Here is a 20,428-nt window from a genome sequence, read left to right as displayed (position 1 = left end):
CGTGAGACATGGGCCGGAGAAAACGGCGTCTGGCGGCGCTCGGAAACCTCGGCCGCCAGCATCATGGGAATCGAGACGCTCGCTTTCGACAGCGCTCCCTTCTGGTGCCTGAACCAGGAGAATGTTTCGGAGGAGGCGGTGGCGCTGCGCTGGGAGTCGCTGGGCCTTTCCAATGCGGGAGAGGCTTCCTTGTGGCTGCACTGGCCGGTGATGCGCAAAAACAAGCGCGTCCTGGTGGCGACACTGGCGCTGTCCGGGGAATCCCTGCCTGCCGAAGGGTGGAGCGGACGACCGGCGCAGTTTGAACCTAGCGTACGAATGCTGCCGCTGCCAGAAAATGGTATCGCAGTGTGGCGGGAGCTGGGGCGCCAGGTGGTGACGTTTTCATGCGGAGGCAGGCTGCTGCATGCGGCGGTGCTGGCCTCGCGGGTGCTGGATGTGGATGCGGCGTTTGAAATCCGGGATCTCTGCGCCGCTCTCCAGGCGCATGATTTCGTGACGGAGCCGCCGGCCGTTCATGTGTGGACGGCGTGTGAGACCGATTTCATTCCGCAGCTCGCGTGCTTGTTTGTCGAGGCTGAAGTGCGCAGAGAGGCCCGGCCGGATCCGCGCCCGCCGGAGACTCCCGGCGGCCTGCTCCCGCTGCAGGTGGCGGCACTGCGCCAGCAGCAGCAAACCCGGCAGAGCAGGCTGCTGCTCCTGGCCGCGGCGGCTGTCATGTATCTGTGCTTTTTTGGCGCCTGGTGGCTGCGGCTGCAGTGGCGGGAGGGCCGCGTGAACCAGACCGAGGCCGAGCTCACCGCGCGGCAGCCTGAACTCGATCGGGTGGCTCAGGCGCAGTCGCAGTGGCAGGCGCTGGAAGGCGCGGTCAATCCTGATCTCTATCCGGTGGAGGTGTTTCATCAGATCGTGTCGCTGCTGCCGGAGGAGGGCGTACGCCTGAAGGAGTTTCACATCGAAAATGGCAAAGTCGTCGTAAGCGGAGAGGCCACGACGGTGAATCACGCGCTCGGATTCAAAGGCCGCCTCACTACATGCGCCGGACTGCAGCATTATGAGTGGAGTTTTCCGCTGCCCTCGATTCGCGAGGACAACCGCGCGGAGTTTCGTGCCGAGGGAACATTCAATGCAGGAGGTCCCGTCCATGAAGGCCAGTGAGCGCCGGCTCATCATGATTCTCGTGGTGCTGGCCGCCGTGTGCGGAGGCGTCGTCATGACGCAGCGCCTGCTGCGCCTCCAGCATGTCATCGGGCGCCGTGAGCAGACGCTGGAGCTCCGGCAGGTGGGGGCGCGGGTGCTGCTGGCCGAGGCGGACCTCTGGCAGCAGCGTCTCCACTGGCTGCATGCCTCGCAGCCGCGCATGCACAGCGAGACCGAAGCCAGCCAGGAGCTGCTGGAAGGCCTGCTGGCCTCCGCCGCGAGGCAGGGCCTGGTGGTGCAGAAGAAGCAGCTCCATGAGCCTGTGAGCTCCGAATTCTACCGCGAGATCGCCGTGACGCTCACGGTCAAAGGCGCGCTGCCCTCGGTGTTTCGCTGGATGCATCAGGTTCTTTCCCCCGAATCTTTCTGCGTGGTGACCGGGCTCAAGGTGGTGCCTGACAGCGCCGATCCTGCCAGCGTGGCCGCCGTCATCCATTTCAGCCGCCTGCATGCGCCGGTTGTCGCCGGTGCGGAGGACTCTTCTTCCAAATGATCCGCTTCCTTTGACCACCCACATGCCTGCAGCAGCCTCTTTTATGAAGTCTTCACTCATCTTTCTTTTCACCACGCTGCTCTCCCTGGTCGGATTGCAGGCTCAGGGGCCCGCCCTGCCGCCCGCGCGTGCGGTTCCTCCCCCTCCTCCTGCCGCTGCTCCACGCGCTTCTTCCGCAGGCGCCGGCGGCAATCTGATCAGCTTCACCGCCACGCCTGTTGCCGAAGTGCTGGCGGAATACTTTCGCGTCACCGGCCGCAGGGTGCTGCGCGACCGGGGCTTGGAAAACGCCGTCGTCAGCATCGATGTTCCCGGTGAGTTCAGCGACGAGGAGTACCGCTCCATCATCGAGAAAGGACTGCTCATGCATGGCTACGCCCTGGTGCCGAGCGGCGGGAATCTGTTCAAGCTGGTGGCCACGGAAGGCGGCAGCCTCCCCTCCGCGCAGAATGTGCCGATGATCCTGCGCCCGGAAGATCTGCCGGACACAGACCAGGTGGTGACGCATGTGCTGCAGCTCAATCACCTCGGTGCCGAGGATGCCAGCGCGGCCCTGCAGACCGTCGTTCCACTGCATCCCTACGGCCGCATGCTTGCCGTGCCGAATTCGCAGTCGCTGGTCATCACCGAAGCTTCTCAGACCATCCGCGCTTACATCGAGCTGGTGCGGCAGGTGGACCAGCCGCCGACGGAGACGGTGCAGAAAACCCTCCGCATTGAGCGTGCCGAGGCGCAGGAGGTGGTGGAGCAGCTCGAAGTTCTTCTCGGCCTGGACAAATCCTCCGCATCGAATCGTCCGGCCGCTGCAGGCGGCCCCGCGGCTGGCGCTGGCGGTTCCGGCTCCGGCTCCGCACCCGCCTCTGCAACGCTGACAAGTTCCTCGCTCACCAATGCCAGGCCCTTGATGCAGGCCGTTGCCAGAACCAACAGCATCGTGGTCGTCGCGCGTCCGCTCGACATGCGAAGAATCGAATCCCTGGTGCGTGAGCTCGACGCCGAAGCTTCGGTGAGCCGCTACTTCTCGCGCAAGCTCAACTACCTGGATCTTTCCGTGTTCCTCAGCATCGCGGAAAAGGCGCTGATGCGGAATGACCCGCGGCAGCAGGACAACAGCCTGGAATCGCAGCAAAAGACGCAGGCACCGGCCTCGACACCGCCTGCCGGATCATCGCAGTCTTTCACCTCCCCGCTGGGAACCGGGCTCGGCGGGACGGGTGCGCCAGGTGGCTCCGGTCTGGCCGGAGGCGGAACCGCAGGGCAGGGATTTGGCACCGGGAGCATCGCCACAGATTTGCAGATCACCAAGAAACCCATCAGCATCCTCATTGCCAACACGCTGGTCATTGCAGATCCGGCCAGCTCGAAATTCTTTGCCAGCGGTCCGCCGGACCAGATCAAGGCCCTGCAGGATCTGGCCGAAGAGCTCGATGTGCGCCCCCGCCAGATCCTGCTCTCCGCCATCATCGGTGAGTTCACGCTGACCGATAACTTCAATTTCGGTCTCGACTGGATTCAGTCTCTCAAGCAGGTGGGCGATGACGGACTCGTCGGCGGTGTGCTCAACACCCAGGGCACCGCCTTTGCCAATCCCGCCAACTTGAAGGACATCGCCGGATTTCTCGGGGCCGGCGGTCCTGCGGCGCTCGGCGGGCTCACCGCCTACGGGCAGATCAACAAGAACCTCAACGTTTTCCTCCAGACGCTGGAGAGCACCAAGCGCTTCCATGTCCTGCAAAAGCCCACGCTCACCACGCTCAATCATCAGCCGGGGCGCATTTACATCGGCCAGCAGGTGGCCATCGCCGGGCAGAGCTACACCAGCGGCGTGGTTGGCGGCGGCTTCACCTCCACCACACAGTACATTCCCGTGCGCCTTCAGCTCGACATCACCCCGCACATTTTCAACGACTCGGAGGTCATGCTCGAGTTCAAGCAGCAGAACAACGACATCTCCGGCTTCACCACCATCAGCGGCAATCAGGTGCCCAACATCTCCGAGCAGGGCATGGCGAACAGCCTCATCGTCCCGGACCGCGCCACCGCCATGCTCGGCGGGCTCATCACCGAACGTGACACCAACAACAAGAGCGGCCTGCCCTTCCTGGTGCGCATCCCGCTGATCAAATACCTCGTGGGCAGCACCAACAAGGCCAAGGAGCGGCGCGAAATGATGATCTTTGTGCAGCCGCGCATTCTGCCAGACAGCACCTCCCACATGCTGGAGCAGGCCAAATTTGGCGATTACAGCGCGGACTTCAACGAAGCCGCCGGCTTTGCCGGCATGCCGGAAACCATCGTGCCGCGCGCCATCCCGGCCGAGACCGCAAAGCCCAACGCCCTGCTGCCTCCGCCTGCGCCGACTGAAGCCGAGCCGAAAAAAGGTCTTTTGGGGAAAATGAAGGGCTGGTTCCAAAAATCCAAATCCGAGTGATGGGGAGATTTTGATTTCAGGCGGATGCCGCCAAAGTACTTGGCCCCGTCTGCGTTTTGAGGTGTAGTGACACCCATGAGCCAGACTGCATCTCACAACCCGGCCTTTGCCCTGGTGGCACAGCGTGTCCAGGTGTGGGTGGCCCTGCGGCGCTGGCTGGCGGTGCTGCGCATGACACTGATCCCCGCCTCGCTGGTGCTGGTCTTGCTGATGCTCACCGGGCTGCGCGGGGCCCATGTGCCCTCTCCCTGGCTGGGGCTGGTTTTCTGGCTGGCCGGATGTCTCGGCTACGTGTGGTGGCGGCGTCCGGGAGAGTTCAGTGCTCTGGCCTTATGGGATCAGGCGGCGGGAAGACGCGAGGCCTTTGCCTCGGCCTGGTGGTTTGAGCAGCATGCCGAAGAAGGTGAGACGGCTCGTGCTCATGTGGAAGCCCAGCGCGCGGTTTTGGCGCAGGCCTGGCCTGCGGCCCTGAGACGAGATCTGCCCTTGCGGCCGGACCGCTGGCTCGCGCTTCCGCTGTCCGTGGCGATTCTTGGCAGCCTCCTCAGCATCGTCACAGCCCCGCCTTCGGAGGTGGTGACGATGGATGCCGAGATGACGCGCAAAGCCGCCGATGAAGCGAAGAAACTGGCGCAGACCGATTGGGAAAAGAAGAAGCTCGCGGGTCTCAAGGACGAGGAGTCCAAACAGGTCGATGACTTGAAACAGAAGCTGCAAAAGACCGCCGAGGATCTCGCCAATGCAGGCGGCAAGGACGCGCGCGATGTGCTTGCGGAGCTGGAGAAGCGGGCGCGTGAAGCGGAGAAACTGGCGGAGGAGCTGGGCAGCGGCAAGGAGGCCTGGGCTTCGGAAAAACTCGTTGAGGCCCTGCGCCAGCATGCCGACACCGCGGACCTGGGCGATGCAGTGGCCGCAAAAAACGCGCAGGCCGCTTCACAGGCTGCGGCAGCGCTGGCCGGCCAGCTTAAATCTCCCCAGCTCAATCCCGAAGCGAAGGAGCGCATGAATGAGACTCTCAAGGACGCGCAGAGGCAGTCGGATCAGGAGGATCGCAAACGCGCCGTGGGTCAGAGCGTCCTTGCCGCGGGGGATCAGATGCAGCAGGGCCAGCCGAGGGGCGCAGGTGAGGAATTTCAAAAGCTCGCCGACAAGCTGCGTGATCTGGCGCTGCGTGAGCAGTCGCGCAAGGAGCTGCAGCAGCTTGCGCAGCAGTTGCGTGACTCCGGCAGCAGCATTGCAGGGCAGCAGGACAGCGGCAATGGCGCGATGCAGCAGATGAGCCAGGCAGGGCAGGGGGACTCCTCCTCACAGCAGGCACAGCAGAGTGCGCCGCAGACCGGGCAGGCGCAGAATGCGCAGCAGATGCTCAGTCCACCCGGTGCGGGCCAGTCTGGGCAGCAGAACCAAATGCAGCAGTCGCAAAACGGACAGGGGCAGGGCCAGCAGCAGCAACCCATGATGAGCATGGGCCAGCCGCAGCAAGGCCAGGCTGGCAAGCCAGGTCAGCCCGGTGAAGGCCAGCCCATGCTGATCGCTCCCGTTCCTGGCGGAGCCAAGCCGGATGACAAGGCCTCCACGATCATTGTGGCTGGAGAGGGCGCACCTTCAGATCCCAACGGTCCCATCGTCAACGTGCCCGGCAATGGACGGCCCCCGGGCAATGGCAAAGCCGACCTCAACAACGTGCCCACTGAAAAGCAGAAGACGGACAATCAAAGCGTGGTCCGCGCCCAGCAGGGCAGCGAAGGCCAGAGCACCGTGCGCAGCGTCGAAGGCGGCGTGCGCAAAGAACAGTCCGCCCGCAGCGCCACACAGACCGCCCTCGAGTCCATCCAGGCTGAAGAAGCCGCCCTCGACGAAGCCGCCCTCCCCCCCGCCCGCCGTGAGCAGGTGCGGCGATACTTCAATGAACTGCGGAAGCGGTTTGAGGGGAAGTGACCTCAGCAAACCATGCAGATCGTTCTGGCCATCCTCGCGAAGCTCGTCTGCAGCGTGATCATTCTTCACCTTTGGGCCGTGGTCTCTTTCCTGTTTTTCCGCTTCGCCCGTCCCGAAACGCCGGAGCGCCAGCGGCGGTTTTTAGAGAAGCGTTTTTTCTTCTACACCTTCCGCCCTTTCAGCCAGGACAAAAAGAACGTGACGCCTGAGGCGGTGAGGGAAGCCGGCAGGAACGCCTGGAACATGGTGTTCTTCCCTCTCATTCTCCTGAACCGCGACATCACCCCGACCTTCCTCTGGCTGAGCATCGGCTTTTTGTACATTGGCGGACTGCAGCTCGCCTGGGCCTGGTACGGCCTGCGCTGCCTCAGGATGCTGGGATTGGAGGCTTACGAAAAGGCGGCTGTCTGAAGTTCAAGGCGTGTGCCGCTTCGCCTTGGAGCCGCCGCCTTTCCAGATGTCATACTTCGGATCGGCGTATTGGGTGAAGAAGGTGTCGAGCTGCTTGGCCAGATCGGTCTTGATCGCTTCGGTGCCTGGCTGGCCGTACTGGTTGAAGCGTTCCTGCGGGTCGGCCTGCATGTCGTAGAGTTCGTGGGGGCCGTCAGGAAAACGGGCCACGTATTTCCAGCGGCCAGTGCGGATGGCACGGGTGGTTTCCATTTCGTAGAAGATCGTGTTATCCCAGCTCGTGAGCGGCTGGCCGCGCAGGGCGGGGGAGAAGTCACGGCCCGGTGATTTGGGCTGCCGCGGCATCTTGTCTCCGAGTCCGAGATGGGAGAGCACGCTGGGCATGAAGTCGTAGTTGCTCACCAGCGCATCACAGGTCTGCGCGGGCGGGATGACACCGGGCTGGCGGAAGATGAGCGGAATCTGCATCATCAGCTCATGCGCGCCCGTGGGCCGGAAGTGGTCGCCCATGCCCCACATGCCGTTTTGGCCGCCCATCCAGCCCTGATCGCTGGCATAGACCACCAGGGTGTTTTCATCCAGACCGTTCGCCTTGAGCGCGGCCATGATTTCACCAACGCCATCGTCCACACCACTGACCTCGCTGGCCATGCGGCGGCGGGCGGCGTCGGTGTTGTGGAAGGCTTTGTTGGCGTCCTGCCAGGGGTGCATGGTGTCGCGTGGAAAGGAATGCAGCGGCTTGTCGGCGTAGTAGGCGGCGTGGCGGTTTTTGGCCTCGTTGAGCATGAGCTTGCCCAGTGAGTAGGGGCCGTTGTAGGCCAGGTAGAGGAAAAAAGGGCGGTCCTTGTTCGCCTGGATGAACTCGACGCCTTTGCGGGTCCAGAAGTCCGTGGTGTAACCGGGCTCGACGCGAAGCTGGCCGTTCTCGATGACCTTCTGGTCGTAGAACTCGATCGTGCTGCCGTCGGGTTTGGTGGTCCAGGTGGTGAAACCCTCGCTGGGGGTCATGTTGGCTCCCAGATGCCATTTGCCGCTGAGCCCGCAGGTGTAGCCGGCAGCGTTCAAGACCTCGCCCAGCGAGGTAAACTCTCGCAGCGTGTTATAGGCCTCCGGGCCCATCATGAACTTGGGATCAAGGAAGGAATGCAGGCCGTGCTGGGAGGGAATGAGACCCGTCAGGAAGGTGGCCCGTGTGGGGGAGCAGACGGGGTTGCTGCTCAGCGCGTGGGTAAAACGAATGCCCTGCGCGGCGAGCTGGTCGATGTTGGGAGTACGGATGTCCGGGTTTCCGTAGCAGCCCAGTGTCCAGGCACCTTGATTATCAGTCAGGATGAAGACGAGATTGGGAGGGCGGGAAGCTGAGGCCGCGGATGCCAGACCGACCATCCACACAGCGAGGTAGCAAAGGACCTTCATAGCAGAAGAACGGGAAAGAGGCTCCGAACTTGCCCAGGTGGCCGGTCAACATGCGTCAAATGGTAATAATTAACTAGAATTACCATATTAAACGAGGTTAATTATGTGGCCGAAGCCATCTTTTCGATGGCTTGGACCCCGCATGCCTCAATCTCAGACCTCCCAGCAACCTGCCAAGCCAGTGCGCATCGCGCCTTGGCGGGGGCCGTTGCACTTTGGGCTGCTGGTGATCTCGGCCATCGTCTCTCTGGCCCTGCAGTTCAGTTATCTGCTGCTGGTGGCAGGCCTGTTTCTGTGGATGTGCTGGCAGGTTTATTTGATCACGGGCCGCATGGCGCTCACCGGGGTGCTGCAATGGCGCATGGTTCCTGAACTGCTGAAGTTTGTCTTCATGGGGATCACCTGGGTGTTCATGCTGAGGCCGCTGCGACCCAGGCCGAAGCATGCGAAGGTGGCGCTGCAAGTCACCGCGGCGACGCAGCCGCAGCTTTTTGAGCTCGTTCACATGCTGTGCTGGCATCTGCGGGCGGCTCCGCCGGTGCAGATCTGGCTGGATACTTCCATCTCCGTGCGCAGCACGATGTTTGGCGGACTGACGGGCATTCTCACCGGGCAGACGGTGCTGCACCTGGGGCTGCCGGTGGTTTCAGTGATCACAGCACGGGAGCTGGGAGGACTGCTGGCGCATGAGCTCAGTCACAATGCGGGGGGAATCAGCACGTTGTTTGTGCATGCGGTGCGGGAGATGAACGCGTGGTTTTTCCGCGCGGCGCTGGAGAGGGATGAGTGGGAGATGCACCTGAAGGAGAAGCCGAAGGCGCGTGAGTCCGAGTGGCACAAGCAGGGACGGAGGCTGGTGAGGGGCTGGATGCTGGCGGCGAGGCTGCCGTTCATCTTTTTTGCGCTCGCATCGCGTCTCACAAGTGCGCTGACTTTGTGTCTGATTCGGCAATCGGCGGCCCGTTGCGGGGCGAATGTGATCGGCACGGATGTGTATGAGCGGATGCAGCGGAAGCTGGCCCTGCTGGGGGGGGCGTGGCGGGCGGCGGAGCAGGAAATTCAGCGGGGGGTGGTGCAGCACCGGCTGCCGGAGAATCTTTCGCTGCTGATGGCGCGGCATGTGGCCACGGAGGCGAAGGCGCGGGCTTCGGCGCGGGCGGAGGCGGGGGGGGCGGGAACGGAGGCGAAGGAGGGGGGCAAGGAGGTGAAGGGGGCGATGCTGGTGGCGTATCTTTCTCCACTACAGCCGGCGGCGTCGGTGATGCGGCAGTTCGTGGATTTGTCGCGGCAGGTGACTTATTTTTACTATCAGCATGAGATGGGGCTGAACCTGCATGAGCACCGGATGGTGGCGGATGAGGAGGTGATTCACCAGAACCGGCGGGAGGAGGAGGCGCTGCTGGTCATCCGGCGGTATTTTGGGGGGCTGGCGCATCCGGAGCGGGCCATGTGCGGGCTGGGCAGCACGCCCACCAGCGCCACGGAGCTGCCGGAGCTGAAAGGGGAGATTCTGCGGGTGCGGGAGGAGATCATTGTCTGGGGGCCGCAGTTCAAGATGGCGCTGCAGGAGTGGAACCAGGCCTGGCAGCGGCGGCGGGATCTGGAAGCGGCCGCCACGCTGAGCCTGGCGGGCTTCACGGTGTCACGCATGCAGTTTGGGACGCCGGATGCGAGCCCGGGGGCGCTGCGGCATGAGGCGGCCTGCCAGCGCACGGTGATGGAGCACATGGAGGGGCCGCTGCAGGAGCGGGAGCGGGTGCTGGAGCGGCGCTTTGCCTCCGCGCTGGGCATTCTGTGGTGGAGTGATCCCGCGGACCTCAACGAGTGGCTGCGGGGCCGGCGGCAGGACCTGGCGGGGTGGGTCACGATCTATGAGGCGATGTGCGGGGCGCTGCCGTCCTTCCGGGAGCTGCTGACCACTTTTTTTGCGTTTCAGACGCTGGGGGCGAAGTTTGCCAATGTGGATGATCCGAGCGCGTTTCTGACGGCGCTGCAGTCCGTGGTGCCCAAGATGCTGAACCTGGTGCGGCAGATCATGTCCACGATGGACGGGGCGCCGTATCCCTTCACCGCGAACGGCAAGCCGACGACGCTGAACCAGCAACTGCTGCCGACGCCGCTGCCGGAAATGCCGGGGGTGTCCATGACGCTGGCGGATGCGGCGAGCATGCGGTCCATCGGCTTGAAAATGGCCTCGCAGGCGTCCGAATGCATCGCGCCGTATGTGGATGCGTTTTTGAGCATGTACCACCGCGCGTTTGCCTGGCTGGCGGAAACCGCGGAGCGGACTGAAACGCACTTCCTCGGGACGCTCAATTTTGGCTCGGCCACGGAAATCCTGCTGCCGGATGAGTTCACCACGCAGCGGCTGGGGATGAAGGCGAGGTCTCCAGACGCGATTGCAGCGTGGAAGCCGACGGCGTGAGGCGGGGTTACTTCTTCTTCTCCTTGGCGGCGTCTTTCTGCGAGTCCAGAGTCTCCTGGAGCATGGTCTGATAGTCGTCCAAAGTTTCCTTGGGCAGTTTGCGCGCCTGCATCACTTCCAGGACAAGTTTTAAAGCAGCGGTGTCATCGTCCATATAGGCTCCCTCAGCAAACTCGGTCAGCCCGTCTTCCGCCGGGGTGATCTGGTCCAGCAGGGGTTTGACTTTTTCCGCACGCTTCGATTCAGGCAGGGCCTGCCAAAGAGTCAGGAGGGCCGTGGGTGAATTGGGATAATCGGCGGCCCAGCCTTCGGCGGCGGCGAGGTATTCCTTGTCCTGCTTGAGCTCGCGGTGGGAGTCGGCGAGCATGGACCAACTGTCTTCGTCGTGGCCCACGGCAGCGCCGAGTTTGTCCGCCCAGACGATGGTGTTCTTGTAGTCCTCGGCATCGTAGCAACTGCTGGCGCGCATCATGAGGAGCACGGGGCTGGCGGGGGCTGTTTTTTCGAACTCGTTCAAGGCGGCCTCGAGTTCAGCCTCCTTGCCTTCGAGCTGTGAAAGAACGCCAGTCTTGGCGCCCAGAAACACCTCGGTGAGCATGGCCGGCATTTTGACGCCTTCGAGCTCCTTGATGATGGCGTAGGCCTTTTCGAAATCGCCATCCTGAACGGCGATGCCCATCTGGGTGAACTTGACGGAGTGCTCCATGTTGAGGCCTTCCTTTGAGAGGCCGGCCTGAATGCCCATGTTCATGACGGCGGAAAGCCGCATGTTGAAGGTGATGTTTTCGAAGTCGGTCATCTGCCACTGGTTGTCGTGGCGCTGCAGCCACCAGCGGACTTTGTTTTCGCCGCCGTCCTCATCATGGATTCGCGCGATGATCACCGCCTTGCCGTCCGTGACATCGACACGACGGACTTCGGCGTCGTTGAAGGAGAAAAAGTTGCGGATGATGGGGAAGGTGCGCTCGAACTGGACCATGAGGAGGTTTTTCAGGCGGAGCTTCCTGGCCGCGTCAGGCTTGTCCGGCAGACCGGCGAGAGTCTCGTCAATGAGCACGTCCCAATCGACCATCTCCAGATACTCACGGATGCGCATGCGGTAAACGTTGTCCTGGAACCGGGTGAGCCACTGCACCAGGGCGCCCTGGGTGGCAGGATCGAGAGCAGGAGCGCCAGGCAGCAGGGCGATGCGGACTTTGGCGGGGGCGTCGTCTTTTGGCGGAGTTTGCGCGAAAACTGGCAGGTGGAAGATGAGGGCGAGGAATGCGATGAAGATGGTGAGCGAAGGGCGCATGGCAGGAAAATTAGTCCGAAAGGGAGAGGAAGGGCAAGCCTTGGCACGGCTATTTGTTGTTTGCGTCCGAGGAAACGCTGGCTTGAACATCCAAGGCGTGGCAGGATAGTCCCGCATCATCTCCCCTTAGCGCCCCCATGTCGGAGCCGAGTCAATTCAGGCATTACCAAATCGTTCAAGACGCCGACGGCAACAACGTCGAGCTGGTGCGCAATTCCGAGCAGGTGGCGGTGCTGGCGTTTGACCTGCAGCGGCTGGAGTATGTGCACTGCCATGTGCTGCTGGAGCCGCTGGCGAACCGCGGGGCGTTTGAGGAAGCGTGCAAGGCGCTGCAACGGAACGGCCACCCGGCGCTGGCGCGCATGATTGAATCTGGCGAGGACGAGGGGAACCCGTTTTACATCACCAGCAACGTGGACGGGGAGGCGCTGAGGGCGTACCTGACCCGGCAGCAGGAGATTCCGGGCTGGCTGGCGATCATGATCGCCGCAAGGGCGCTGGAGACGGTGGTGGCGGTGTGCGAGCGGGGCGAGTACCTGCCGGAGTCGCCGCTGGATGCGTTTCGGATCGTGCAGACGGCGCCACAGGCGGTGCAGGTGATGGCGGCGGATTTTCGCGTGATCGACAACAGCGCCGGGAAGAAGCGGGCGCTGAAGACGAGCTTTGAAAAGCAGGCGAAGTTTCTGCGGACGTTTCTGGTGGAGCAGGGCGGGACGCTGCCGGACCATGCGCTGGCGGCGGCTGATTTCGCCGAGCTGCTGGGGGCCTGCCTTTCCAGCGCGGGCGTGGGTGTGATCGCCGCGATGCGTGAGCTGCGCACGAGCCTTCAAAAGCTGGCGCCGGAGAAACTGTCCGGAGAGATTCCCACGGCACAGAAGCCGCGCGCGCTGCTGGCGCCGCTGCTGGCCAGCTACCAGGAGGTGGCGCGCGGGCTGGTGAACCTGGTGCGGATTCAAAGCCAGCGGCTGGACATGGCGAACCCGTACAGCATGCGCGGCACGCTGACGAAGACGGGGCGCTCCGTGCTGATCGAGCAGGTGCCGCCGGCGCGAATCGCGCATGCGCGGGTGAAGGAAGTGGATGACGCGGCGTTCAAGATCACGAAGCAGCGGGACAACTCGGGGCTGATCACGCTGGCGCTGGTGAACGAGTCCGAGGACATCACATGTCTGGCCGAAGAGATCGCCGAGGGGATCAGCCTGGCGGAGCTGATGCGCGAACGCCAGTGGCTGGACGTGCAGGAGGCCTACCTGGTGCTGGCCGGGCTGGACACGGCGCTGACGCAACTGGACCACTCCACGCTGCCTGCAAGCAAGCTGCGGCTGGAGGACATTTTTCTGCTGACGGGGTTTGCGCGGGAGGACTCCCGCAGCACGAAGCTGCTGGTGTCGAAGCTCAATGAGTGGCCCGCCTTCAACATCATTGTGAGGGCGCACCCGACGCTGGCCTCGATGTCCGGACGCGGCACGGACCCCGCGGTGCTGCTGCCGCCGGCGCGGAGCACGCCGACGACGGCGTGGCATGCCGGATGGCTGGCGGCCTTGTGCAAGTTTCTGCTGGGCCTCGAATCGCCGCTGGGTGTCCACGCGGAGCCCGAAGGCGGCGCGCGCGAGCGTGAGACGGTGGCGCGCCTGCTGGATGACGAGATCGCGAAAGTGGCCGAGTCCAAGCCGGCGCAGCGCAATGACTTCCTGGCGCGGTATGCGCGGATCATTCAGCACTATGACCTGGTGAAGCCGAGCGAACCGGCGCGTGCTGGCGGCACGGAACCTGCGGTGGACTATGGCTTGAAGCCCCGCCCGAAAACCGTCCCCGTCACCAAGGCACCTCTGAAGCGTGAAATCTCCGCGCCGCTGGGCACGGAACCAGCCCGCGGCTCGCCGATCGCCCTGACCTCCGGCGGAGCGGCCCGGGGAGGAGATGAACCCACGGTGGGCTTTGCCGAGCTGCTGTTTCGCAATGGCGGCCGCGAGCCTTCGCCGCCGGATGCACCGGACTGGGCCCGTGCGGCGGCCAGCGCGCCGCCGACACTGCCGGCGCATCTCATTCCACGAGAGGTGGTGCCGATCTGGCTGAAGGCGGCGGTGTTTCTGAGCGGCTCGATGGTGCTGGGAGCGATGTGCGCGCATCTTTCGGGCTCGGCGCTGTGGCAGAAGAAGCATGCGCCGGCGCCGGTGGAAACCGTGCAGCCGCCCAAGGCGACCACAGCGGCGCCGCCCAAGGCGATGGCGGTGGAGCCGGAGGTGCCGAAGGCGATTCCTGTGCCCATGCCTGCGCCGACGCCCGTACCGGCGCCGGTGGTCACCGCTCCGCCAGATGCGGGTGCGGAGCGTGGACGGGGCGTGTCCCTTACTCTGCCGCCGGGAGCCGGGGGCTTGCGTGAGCAGCTCGCACCCGCAGGGAACCCGCCGACACCGCCCAAGCCATGAAAACAGTGCTGCGCCTTTTTGCCGCCGTCCTTCTGGCGAGTGTTCTCACCGCCTGTCCTGAGACCCTGGTGGATGAGGATTTTGGTCTGAAGCCTGCCGTTCTAAAAGCCGCGGACTGGAATGGAGCGTGGCTGCCGGTGGACGACGATGATGTGCTGAAGTTTGAGGTGACTGATGCGGCGCAGGGGCTGGTGGTGATGACGGAGCCGGGGAAGAAGGATGGGAAGCCGGTGGAGTTTCATCTGCGCCGCGCCACGGGGGACGCCAAAACGAAGCTGCTGTTTGCCGTGGCGCGTGAGCGTGGTGAGAAGAAGGCGGGGCCTTCACTGTTTCTGATGCGCGAGGCTGATGACGGGGTGCTTTACACTTGGAGCCTCGACCATGAGGCGGTGGCTGCGGCGATCCGGGCGGGGACGCTGCAAGGGACGGTGAAGATGCAGAAGGATGATCCGCACAATCATGTGGATTCGACGGCGGGGAATTATGCGAAGCTGCTGGAGCCGGGGTTCTGGAGGTGGTCGGAGCCGACGTGTTTGAAGCGGGTGCGGGGGAAGTGAGTGATTGATACCATGCGCAGGTGAAAAGAAGTCTTGATGGCAGCAGCGCGCAGGTGCCTCGCAGCGCCCGTCTTTCCACACCTCAAGGACGGCGCACCTTTTTGAACGCCTGCGCCGTCATAGACCCATAAACACGGACCCGACGCAGCGGTTCCCTACCAGCGCTGCGGCGCACTCCGCGAGGGGCGGCGGGGATGCGCTGTGCGCGTCTCTGGAATTCTCGTCCCAGCGTGGGCTGCATCCACATCGGATGCCCCGTTTTTTAAAGCTAGAGCACTTTAAATTATGGCGTGGCCGTGGCGGCACGCGGTGCCAACGCTGCTGGAGCCCGGCGGGATGTGACGGAGCGGTGGGTTTGCTTTCCCGGATTTTTGCGTGGATGAACCCAGGGCTTGCTCGTGCCTCGCGGCGCCCTGAGTCCGCCGCCCCTTTGGGGCTGTGCGCCGAGAAATTAAATGATGGCGACGGGCGTGAGGGGACGCTGGCGCTTTGCAGCAACGGAGCGGCGAGCGGACGCTAGCGCTTTGGGGCAGCGGAGCGGCGAGCGGACGCTGCTGGAGAAGGCGGAGTGTGAAGGTGGCGCTGGGTTTGCTTCCCAGGAGGACGGTGCCGCTACCAGGGTAGCCTCGCCGAGGCTCGGCAACCCTTCGCTATGATACGGAAGGCCGTTGGCCTTCGAAGAGAAGATACCAGGAGATGGTATGAAACTCTAAGTGGTGCGAGTGGTGCGGGCGTGCGGGGACGCAGGTGCTTTGGAGCAGCGGAACGCCGAGCGGACACCGGTCACGCGAAACATGCGTCCAACGTCAAGGACGCATGCCGGAGGTGCGCGAGAGCCGTGCGAGGACTTCGCGCGTGCGCTGGGAGGGTGAACGCTTCTCGCATACCTCCGGCATGCGATCCTGAATGGGAATGGTTCATGGCGAGATCCGGTGGTTCCCGCTGCACCGCTTCGCGGTTTCGCTCCACCACCGGCTAATCTCTCTGCTCCCTGCCGGGAGCCCATACGAGTACTTTGAGGATGGGCGTATGAAACTGGGCAGGATCAAGGCGGAGCCGGAAAGTGCGCCTGCGACGGAAACCGAAGGGTGGTGGTCGGGCAAGAGCGGCAAGACGATCGCCGGTGGCATCATGCCCCCGCCAGCGCTGTGGTGGAAAAGGCTGCTGCATCTGGACTGAAGGGAAACGAGTTTTCCATCGTTCTCTTTGCCCTCATGAACCGCCGCCATTTTCTGAAACACTCCGCGATGGTCGGAGCCGCCGCCGTTGTCGCCCCAAACGTGCCGGTGCATGCGGGGCAGTTCACGGGGAAGATCCGGAAGTCGTTGAAGTGGGGGATGGCGCAGAAGGCGGCGAAGGGGATGACGCTGGTGGAGGCGTTCAAGAAGCTGCGGGCCTGCGGATATGAGGGGGTGGAGCCGAGTGTGCTGCTGGGGCATGTGACGGCGGAGAACGCGGATGAGTGGGTGGCGGCGAGCCAGGAGAGCGGACTGATCATTGACGGGACGGTGGGCGGGCGCAGCGAGGGGCTGGAGGCGGGGCTGGAGCTGACGAAGAAGCTGGGCGGGGACTCGATGCTGGTGGTGCTGGCCTATCCGCCGGAGGTGCCGCTGCAGCAGACGTGGGATGGCGCGGTGGCGCGGATGAAGGAGGGGGCGAAGCACGCGGAGAAAGCGGGGGTGAAGATCCTGATCGAGAATGTGTGGAACACGTTTCTGATCAGCGCGTATGACATGGCGCGGTTCATTGACGAGGTGGGCAGCCCGTGGGTGCAGGTGCATTTTGACATCGGCAACATGGTGCGCTGGGGCGTGGCGGAGCACTGGGCGCAGGTGCTGGGGAAGCGCAGCGTGAAGATCGACGTGAAGGAGTATGACCTGGAGCGCGCGATGAACGAAGGGATGCGCAAGGGCTTCGACAAACCGCTGGGGGAGGGAAGCATCAACTGGGCGGCGGTGCGGACGGAGCTGGGGAAGATTGATTTTAAAGGCTGGGCCGCGGCGGAGGTGAAGGCGGGAGACTGGGACTACCTGGCGGATGTGGCGAAGCGGATGGACAGGGTGCTGGATCTTTGAGGGGGAGGGGCGAAGCGATGTGGGAAGTGGGATTGCAAACTGGGAACTGAAAACTGAGGATTGTAAATTGGTCCGGAAGGGGCGGGGTGTGGTTGGGGTAAACTGGGACTCAGAGGATTGACGATTGACGAGCAATCGATTTTTGATTTTAGAGGTTCTGATCCTGAGGCGATGGTCGAGCTTTGGGTGGCATGCAGGTGCGGGCGGAGAGACGGGGTCGGAGACCCCGTCACCTTGGGTGGGAGGGTTTCCGGCTCGTCGATTTGTGCTTGCTGGAAGCGGACTCGGCGGAGATTTTTTTAACCGCTGATGAGACGCTGACATGACGCTGATTCAGAGTTTCTGAGATGTTTTGATTAACGTCTGTCAGTGTCCCTTCGGATTTTCGGATGGTCGTTGGTCGTCAATTTTCGTGACGCATGGGTGGGCGTGATGACGATTGATGAACAATCGATTTTAGATTTTTGAAGTGTCACGTGTTCTCCGGTGCGCAGCCGCGAATATGGCGCATAACCGCTTATGCGCTTATGCGAACAATGCTTGAGCCATTGTTTGCCGAGGTGAGGCAGGCGTCGAGGACGCGCTGGGTGAGGAGGCTGATGTGGGACCAGTGGGGGTCGGGTTTGCCGGAGAGGACGAGAGCGGAGAAGGTCTGGAAGAGGCCGGCTTCCTGGGAACCGGGGGCGTTGTTGCTGGGTTCGTCGAGGGTTTCGGTTTGCTGGCCCTGGTGCATGTCTGCTTTGCAGACGTCGAGAACGAACTGGGAGCGGGTGAGGCTGAACTTGGTTTGCGGGCCGGAGAAGGGAAGGACGAAGTCGGAGACCTGGAGCAGGCCTTTGGCACCGCTGACGACGGCCCACTGGGCATTGGCGGTGGTGAAGGAGCAGTAGAAGGTGGCGCTGGCGCCACCGGCAAAGGTGAGGGTGCCGGAGAATTCGAGAGGGACGGGCGGGGAGTCTGAGGTCTGGCGGGTTTCGGTGTGGATGCGGCCGGTGACTTCCGTGGGCATGGCGTAATTCATGGCCCAGAGGGTGAAACGAAGGCAGTACCAGCCGAGATCGCCCAGGGCACCGAGGGGCTCGAGTGCGCCGTGGGCGCGGATGTTGGTGCGCTGGAATTCGGCGTCTCCCATGAAGCTGAACTGGGAGGCGATGTGGCGGACGGTGCCGACATCGCGGTCCACGACTTCGCGCAGGCGCTGGAGGCGGCGGCCGTGCATGAACATGACGCCGTCCATAAACTGCACGCGGTGCTTTTCACAGGCGGCGATGATTTCGGCGACGTCCGCGGCATTCACGCCGACAGGCTTTTCTACCAGGACATGCTTTCCGGCCTGGGCGGCGCGGATGACCCACTCTTTGCGCAGGCCGGTGGGCAGGGGGATGTACACGGCGTCGATGTCGGTGCGCGCGAGGAGGGCGGCGTAGTCATCCATGGCCTGGGGCAGGAGGGGATGGGGAGCGCTGCTCTGGCATTCGGTGATGAAGGCCTGGGCGCGTGAGAGATCGCGGCTGGCGACGGCGACGAGGGTGGCGTTTCCGGCATCGCGGATGGCCTGCCAGTTTTTACGGGCGATGAAGGCGGCGCCGAGGATGCCCCAGCGGCAGTGGGTGGGAGGAGTCATGGTGGAGAGGGGTGGAAGGGGATTTATGATTTACGATTTATGATTTATGATTTCAGAGGTGGAGTGCGGGGTGAATGGCAAATGCGGGGGGCGAGGGGGCTGGTTTTCTTGCACCGCGGAGATTTGGAGGGCGTAGAGAGGGGGCGGCGCACGCTGAGGGGATTGTAAACTGGGAACTGAAAACTGAGAATTTTAAATTGGGCCGGAGGCGGGCTCATGCGCGGCTTAGAGGATGAGGCCGAAGCGGGCGGCGAGGGTGCGGAGGAGGGCGAAGAGGATGAGGGTGAGGAGGGCGCTGGCGCCGAGGGCGCCGTAGAAGCCCCACCAGCGCTGGAAGGCGGGGAAGAGGAGGAACATGGGAAGGGTGGGAAGCACATACCAGAAGATGTAGTACATGTGGTCTGCCGTTTTCTGCGCGCGGACGTCGGGGGCGCTTTCGTAATGGACCCAGAGGAGGGTGATGATGCTGACGAAGGGGAGGGCGGCGAGGAGGGCGCCGAGGCGGTCGCTGCGCTTCACCATTTCGCTGACGAGGGTGACGATGCCGGCGCTGAGGAGGTATTTGAGGATGAGCTTCAGAGTCATGGGCCGAGGGTGGTAAAAAAAGATGAGTAACGATTTTCAGCGGAGAGGATTTCTCCGGGCAACGAGATCACGCACGGGGCGTGACAGCAGCAGCCAACCTCATCTTGTCATGAAAGCGAAACGCATCACCTCTTATCTGGCACTGACCCTGGCATCATCCTTCGGGATCTATGCCGTGGCGCAGATGCCGCCGAAGCATCAGGCGCACCGCCCGCAGCACCCGCCGCACCCGCCCACGGCTCCGCCGCACGGAGTGAAGCCGCCGCAGTTTGGTGATCCGCTGCCGGGGCTGACGAAGGCGCAGGTGGCGACGTTTCTGGATGGCAAGGAGGATTTCGAAGATGCGGAGACGGAGGCCGGCGGCCTGGGGCCGATCTTCAACCGCAACTCCTGCGCGACATGCCACAGCGCGCCGGTGACGGGCGGCGCGGGCCCGATCAATGTGACGCGGTTTGGCCGGACGACGAACGGGGTGTTTGATCCGCTGGCGTCGCTGGGGGGCTCGCTGCAGCAGGAAATGGAGATCAATGCGGTGCTGCATGAGGTGGTGCCGGCGGAGGCGAATGTGGTGGCGCACCGGAACTCGACGCCGCTGTTTGGGCTGGGGCTGATCGAGGCGATCCCGGATGACCAGATCCTGCGGAATGTGAGGCGCACGCCGTTTGATGGTGTGCTGGGGAAGGTGTCGAAGGTGGCGGATGCGGCGACGGGGAAGACCTTGATCGGCCGGTTTGGGTGGAAGGCGCAGCAGGCGACGCTGCTGAGCTTTGCGGGGGATGCGTATCTGAATGAAATGGGGATCACGAGCCGGCTTTTCCCGGTGGAAAATGCGCCGAACGGAAACGCGCAGCTGCTGGCGCAGTATGACACGGTGGTGGATCCGGAGGACGTGGTGGACCCGACGACGGGCCGGGGGGACATCGACCGTGTGGCGGACTTCATGCGCTTTCTGGGAGCACCGCCGCGGCTGCCGCCGACGAACTCCGCGGCGGGCGGGCGGGGTGTGTTTCAAAACACGGGCTGCGCAGTGTGCCATGTGCCGCTGATGATGACGGGACCGAACAAGATCGCGGCGCTGGACCGGCAGGAGGTGTGGCTTTTCTCGGACCTGCTGCTGCATGACATGGGTGCGCTGGGAGACGGCATCGCACAAGGGACGGCGGATGTGCGTGACATGAAGACGGCGCCGCTGTGGGGGCTGCGGGGCAGCGCGCCGTATCTGCATGACGGGCGAGCGGCGACGATCGATGAGGCGATCCGGGCGCACGACGGCGAGGCGAAGGCTTCCAAGGACCGCTACCTGAGGCTGAACAAACAGCAGGTGCAGCAGTTGATCGATTTCCTCATGTCCATCTGAGGACATGAGTCATAGGAGGTGAGTGGATGAAGCAGGCAGCGATGCCTGCTTCATTTTTTTGGTGCGCCCGGCAGGGCGCACTCACTTGGCGGTTCAAGTCCGCCGCACACCCGGCAAGGGGAAGTGCTAGCCGAAAGACAAGGGCGTCAGCCGCGAGGCTGGGTCCGAAGGAAGTCAGAAGCAAAACGCTACA

Annotated in this window: 15 protein-coding genes; 11 read left to right on the top strand and 4 right to left on the bottom strand. The window is 63.4% G+C overall.

Annotation, left to right across the window (positions count from 1 at the left end):
• The first annotated feature begins 63 nt into the window (after positions 1-63).
• The 5 genes from ACILSQ_RS13140 to ACILSQ_RS13120 all read left to right on the top strand — a co-directional run bounded on the left by ACILSQ_RS13140 (position 64) and on the right by ACILSQ_RS13120 (position 6,473).
• A complete protein-coding gene (locus tag ACILSQ_RS13140; RefSeq protein WP_395744093.1) occupies positions 64-1,158 on the top strand; it encodes a hypothetical protein in 1,095 nt (364 codons plus the stop codon).
• Positions 1,145-1,693, top strand: a complete 549-nt coding sequence (locus tag ACILSQ_RS13135; RefSeq protein WP_395744092.1) for a hypothetical protein — start codon at positions 1,145-1,147, stop codon at positions 1,691-1,693. Before ACILSQ_RS13140 ends, ACILSQ_RS13135 begins: the two co-directional genes overlap by 14 nt.
• Positions 1,694-1,736: 43 nt before the next feature.
• Complete coding sequence (locus ACILSQ_RS13130; protein WP_395744091.1) at positions 1,737-4,124, top strand: secretin N-terminal domain-containing protein; 2,388 nt, start codon at positions 1,737-1,739, stop codon at positions 4,122-4,124.
• Positions 4,125-4,199: 75 nt separating this feature from the next.
• Positions 4,200-6,062, top strand: a complete 1,863-nt coding sequence (locus tag ACILSQ_RS13125) for a hypothetical protein (protein ID WP_395744090.1) — start codon at positions 4,200-4,202, stop codon at positions 6,060-6,062.
• Between the two features lie 12 nt (positions 6,063-6,074).
• Positions 6,075-6,473 carry a hypothetical protein gene (locus ACILSQ_RS13120; protein WP_395744089.1) on the top strand — a complete coding sequence of 133 codons (399 nt, stop codon included), beginning with the start codon at positions 6,075-6,077 and terminating at the stop codon, positions 6,471-6,473.
• Between the two features lie 3 nt (positions 6,474-6,476).
• Here the strand turns inward: ACILSQ_RS13120 and ACILSQ_RS13115 are convergent, their stop codons facing one another.
• Positions 6,477-7,889, bottom strand: a complete 1,413-nt coding sequence (locus ACILSQ_RS13115; RefSeq protein ID WP_395744088.1) for a sulfatase — start codon at positions 7,887-7,889, stop codon at positions 6,477-6,479.
• 142 nt (positions 7,890-8,031) lie between these two features.
• Here ACILSQ_RS13115 and ACILSQ_RS13110 point away from each other — a divergent pair, with 142 nt between their 5' ends.
• Positions 8,032-10,314, top strand: a complete 2,283-nt coding sequence (locus ACILSQ_RS13110; RefSeq protein WP_395744087.1) for a M48 family metallopeptidase — start codon at positions 8,032-8,034, stop codon at positions 10,312-10,314.
• A gap of 7 nt (positions 10,315-10,321) precedes the next feature.
• Here the strand turns inward: ACILSQ_RS13110 and ACILSQ_RS13105 are convergent, their stop codons facing one another.
• Positions 10,322-11,608 carry a tetratricopeptide repeat protein gene (locus ACILSQ_RS13105; RefSeq protein ID WP_395744086.1) on the bottom strand — a complete coding sequence of 429 codons (1,287 nt, stop codon included), beginning with the start codon at positions 11,606-11,608 and terminating at the stop codon, positions 10,322-10,324.
• Positions 11,609-11,745: 137 nt separating this feature from the next.
• Between ACILSQ_RS13105 and ACILSQ_RS13100 the strand changes: the two genes are divergently transcribed.
• The 4 genes from ACILSQ_RS13100 (at position 11,746) to ACILSQ_RS13085 (ending at position 16,669) form a co-directional block, all read left to right on the top strand.
• Positions 11,746-14,037 carry a hypothetical protein gene (locus ACILSQ_RS13100; protein ID WP_395744085.1) on the top strand — a complete coding sequence of 764 codons (2,292 nt, stop codon included), beginning with the start codon at positions 11,746-11,748 and terminating at the stop codon, positions 14,035-14,037.
• Positions 14,034-14,594 carry a hypothetical protein gene (locus ACILSQ_RS13095; RefSeq protein WP_395744084.1) on the top strand — a complete coding sequence of 187 codons (561 nt, stop codon included), beginning with the start codon at positions 14,034-14,036 and terminating at the stop codon, positions 14,592-14,594. Before ACILSQ_RS13100 ends, ACILSQ_RS13095 begins: the two co-directional genes overlap by 4 nt.
• 1,029 nt (positions 14,595-15,623) lie before the next feature.
• On the top strand, positions 15,624-15,773 hold the full coding sequence (locus tag ACILSQ_RS13090; RefSeq protein WP_395744083.1) for a hypothetical protein: 150 nt from the start codon (positions 15,624-15,626) through the stop codon (positions 15,771-15,773).
• 35 nt (positions 15,774-15,808) lie between these two features.
• Positions 15,809-16,669, top strand: coding sequence for a sugar phosphate isomerase/epimerase family protein (locus ACILSQ_RS13085; RefSeq protein ID WP_395744082.1), 861 nt, complete (start codon positions 15,809-15,811; stop codon positions 16,667-16,669).
• A 517-nt stretch (positions 16,670-17,186) separates the two neighbouring features.
• Here ACILSQ_RS13085 and ACILSQ_RS13080 read toward each other — a convergent pair.
• Positions 17,187-18,293, bottom strand: coding sequence for a Gfo/Idh/MocA family protein (locus ACILSQ_RS13080; RefSeq protein WP_395744081.1), 1,107 nt, complete (start codon positions 18,291-18,293; stop codon positions 17,187-17,189).
• A gap of 225 nt (positions 18,294-18,518) precedes the next feature.
• Complete coding sequence (locus ACILSQ_RS13075; RefSeq protein WP_395744080.1) at positions 18,519-18,878, bottom strand: DUF3147 family protein; 360 nt, start codon at positions 18,876-18,878, stop codon at positions 18,519-18,521.
• A 109-nt stretch (positions 18,879-18,987) separates the two neighbouring features.
• Between ACILSQ_RS13075 and ACILSQ_RS13070 the strand changes: the two genes are divergently transcribed.
• On the top strand, positions 18,988-20,235 hold the full coding sequence (locus ACILSQ_RS13070) for a di-heme oxidoredictase family protein (protein ID WP_395744079.1): 1,248 nt from the start codon (positions 18,988-18,990) through the stop codon (positions 20,233-20,235).
• Positions 20,236-20,428 lie beyond the last annotated feature (193 nt).

This window comes from Prosthecobacter sp. (assembly GCF_044227185.1).
Lineage (GTDB): Bacteria > Verrucomicrobiota > Verrucomicrobiia > Verrucomicrobiales > Verrucomicrobiaceae > Prosthecobacter.
This window is presented reverse-complemented; position numbering and strand designations above follow the sequence as displayed.

Coding starts and splice junctions, on each gene's coding strand:
- ACILSQ_RS13100 (WP_395744085.1), top strand. CDS start 11,746: ATGTCGGAGCCGAGTCAATTCAGGCATTACCAAATCGTTCAAGACGCC.
- ACILSQ_RS13120 (WP_395744089.1), top strand. CDS start 6,075: ATGCAGATCGTTCTGGCCATCCTCGCGAAGCTCGTCTGCAGCGTGATC.
- ACILSQ_RS13070 (WP_395744079.1), top strand. CDS start 18,988: ATGAAAGCGAAACGCATCACCTCTTATCTGGCACTGACCCTGGCATCA.
- ACILSQ_RS13115 (WP_395744088.1), bottom strand. CDS start 7,889: ATGAAGGTCCTTTGCTACCTCGCTGTGTGGATGGTCGGTCTGGCATCC.
- ACILSQ_RS13135 (WP_395744092.1), top strand. CDS start 1,145: ATGAAGGCCAGTGAGCGCCGGCTCATCATGATTCTCGTGGTGCTGGCC.
- ACILSQ_RS13110 (WP_395744087.1), top strand. CDS start 8,032: ATGCCTCAATCTCAGACCTCCCAGCAACCTGCCAAGCCAGTGCGCATC.
- ACILSQ_RS13080 (WP_395744081.1), bottom strand. CDS start 18,293: ATGACTCCTCCCACCCACTGCCGCTGGGGCATCCTCGGCGCCGCCTTC.
- ACILSQ_RS13140 (WP_395744093.1), top strand. CDS start 64: ATGGGAATCGAGACGCTCGCTTTCGACAGCGCTCCCTTCTGGTGCCTG.
- ACILSQ_RS13090 (WP_395744083.1), top strand. CDS start 15,624: ATGAAACTGGGCAGGATCAAGGCGGAGCCGGAAAGTGCGCCTGCGACG.
- ACILSQ_RS13130 (WP_395744091.1), top strand. CDS start 1,737: ATGAAGTCTTCACTCATCTTTCTTTTCACCACGCTGCTCTCCCTGGTC.
- ACILSQ_RS13085 (WP_395744082.1), top strand. CDS start 15,809: ATGAACCGCCGCCATTTTCTGAAACACTCCGCGATGGTCGGAGCCGCC.
- ACILSQ_RS13105 (WP_395744086.1), bottom strand. CDS start 11,608: ATGCGCCCTTCGCTCACCATCTTCATCGCATTCCTCGCCCTCATCTTC.
- ACILSQ_RS13095 (WP_395744084.1), top strand. CDS start 14,034: ATGAAAACAGTGCTGCGCCTTTTTGCCGCCGTCCTTCTGGCGAGTGTT.
- ACILSQ_RS13075 (WP_395744080.1), bottom strand. CDS start 18,878: ATGACTCTGAAGCTCATCCTCAAATACCTCCTCAGCGCCGGCATCGTC.
- ACILSQ_RS13125 (WP_395744090.1), top strand. CDS start 4,200: ATGAGCCAGACTGCATCTCACAACCCGGCCTTTGCCCTGGTGGCACAG.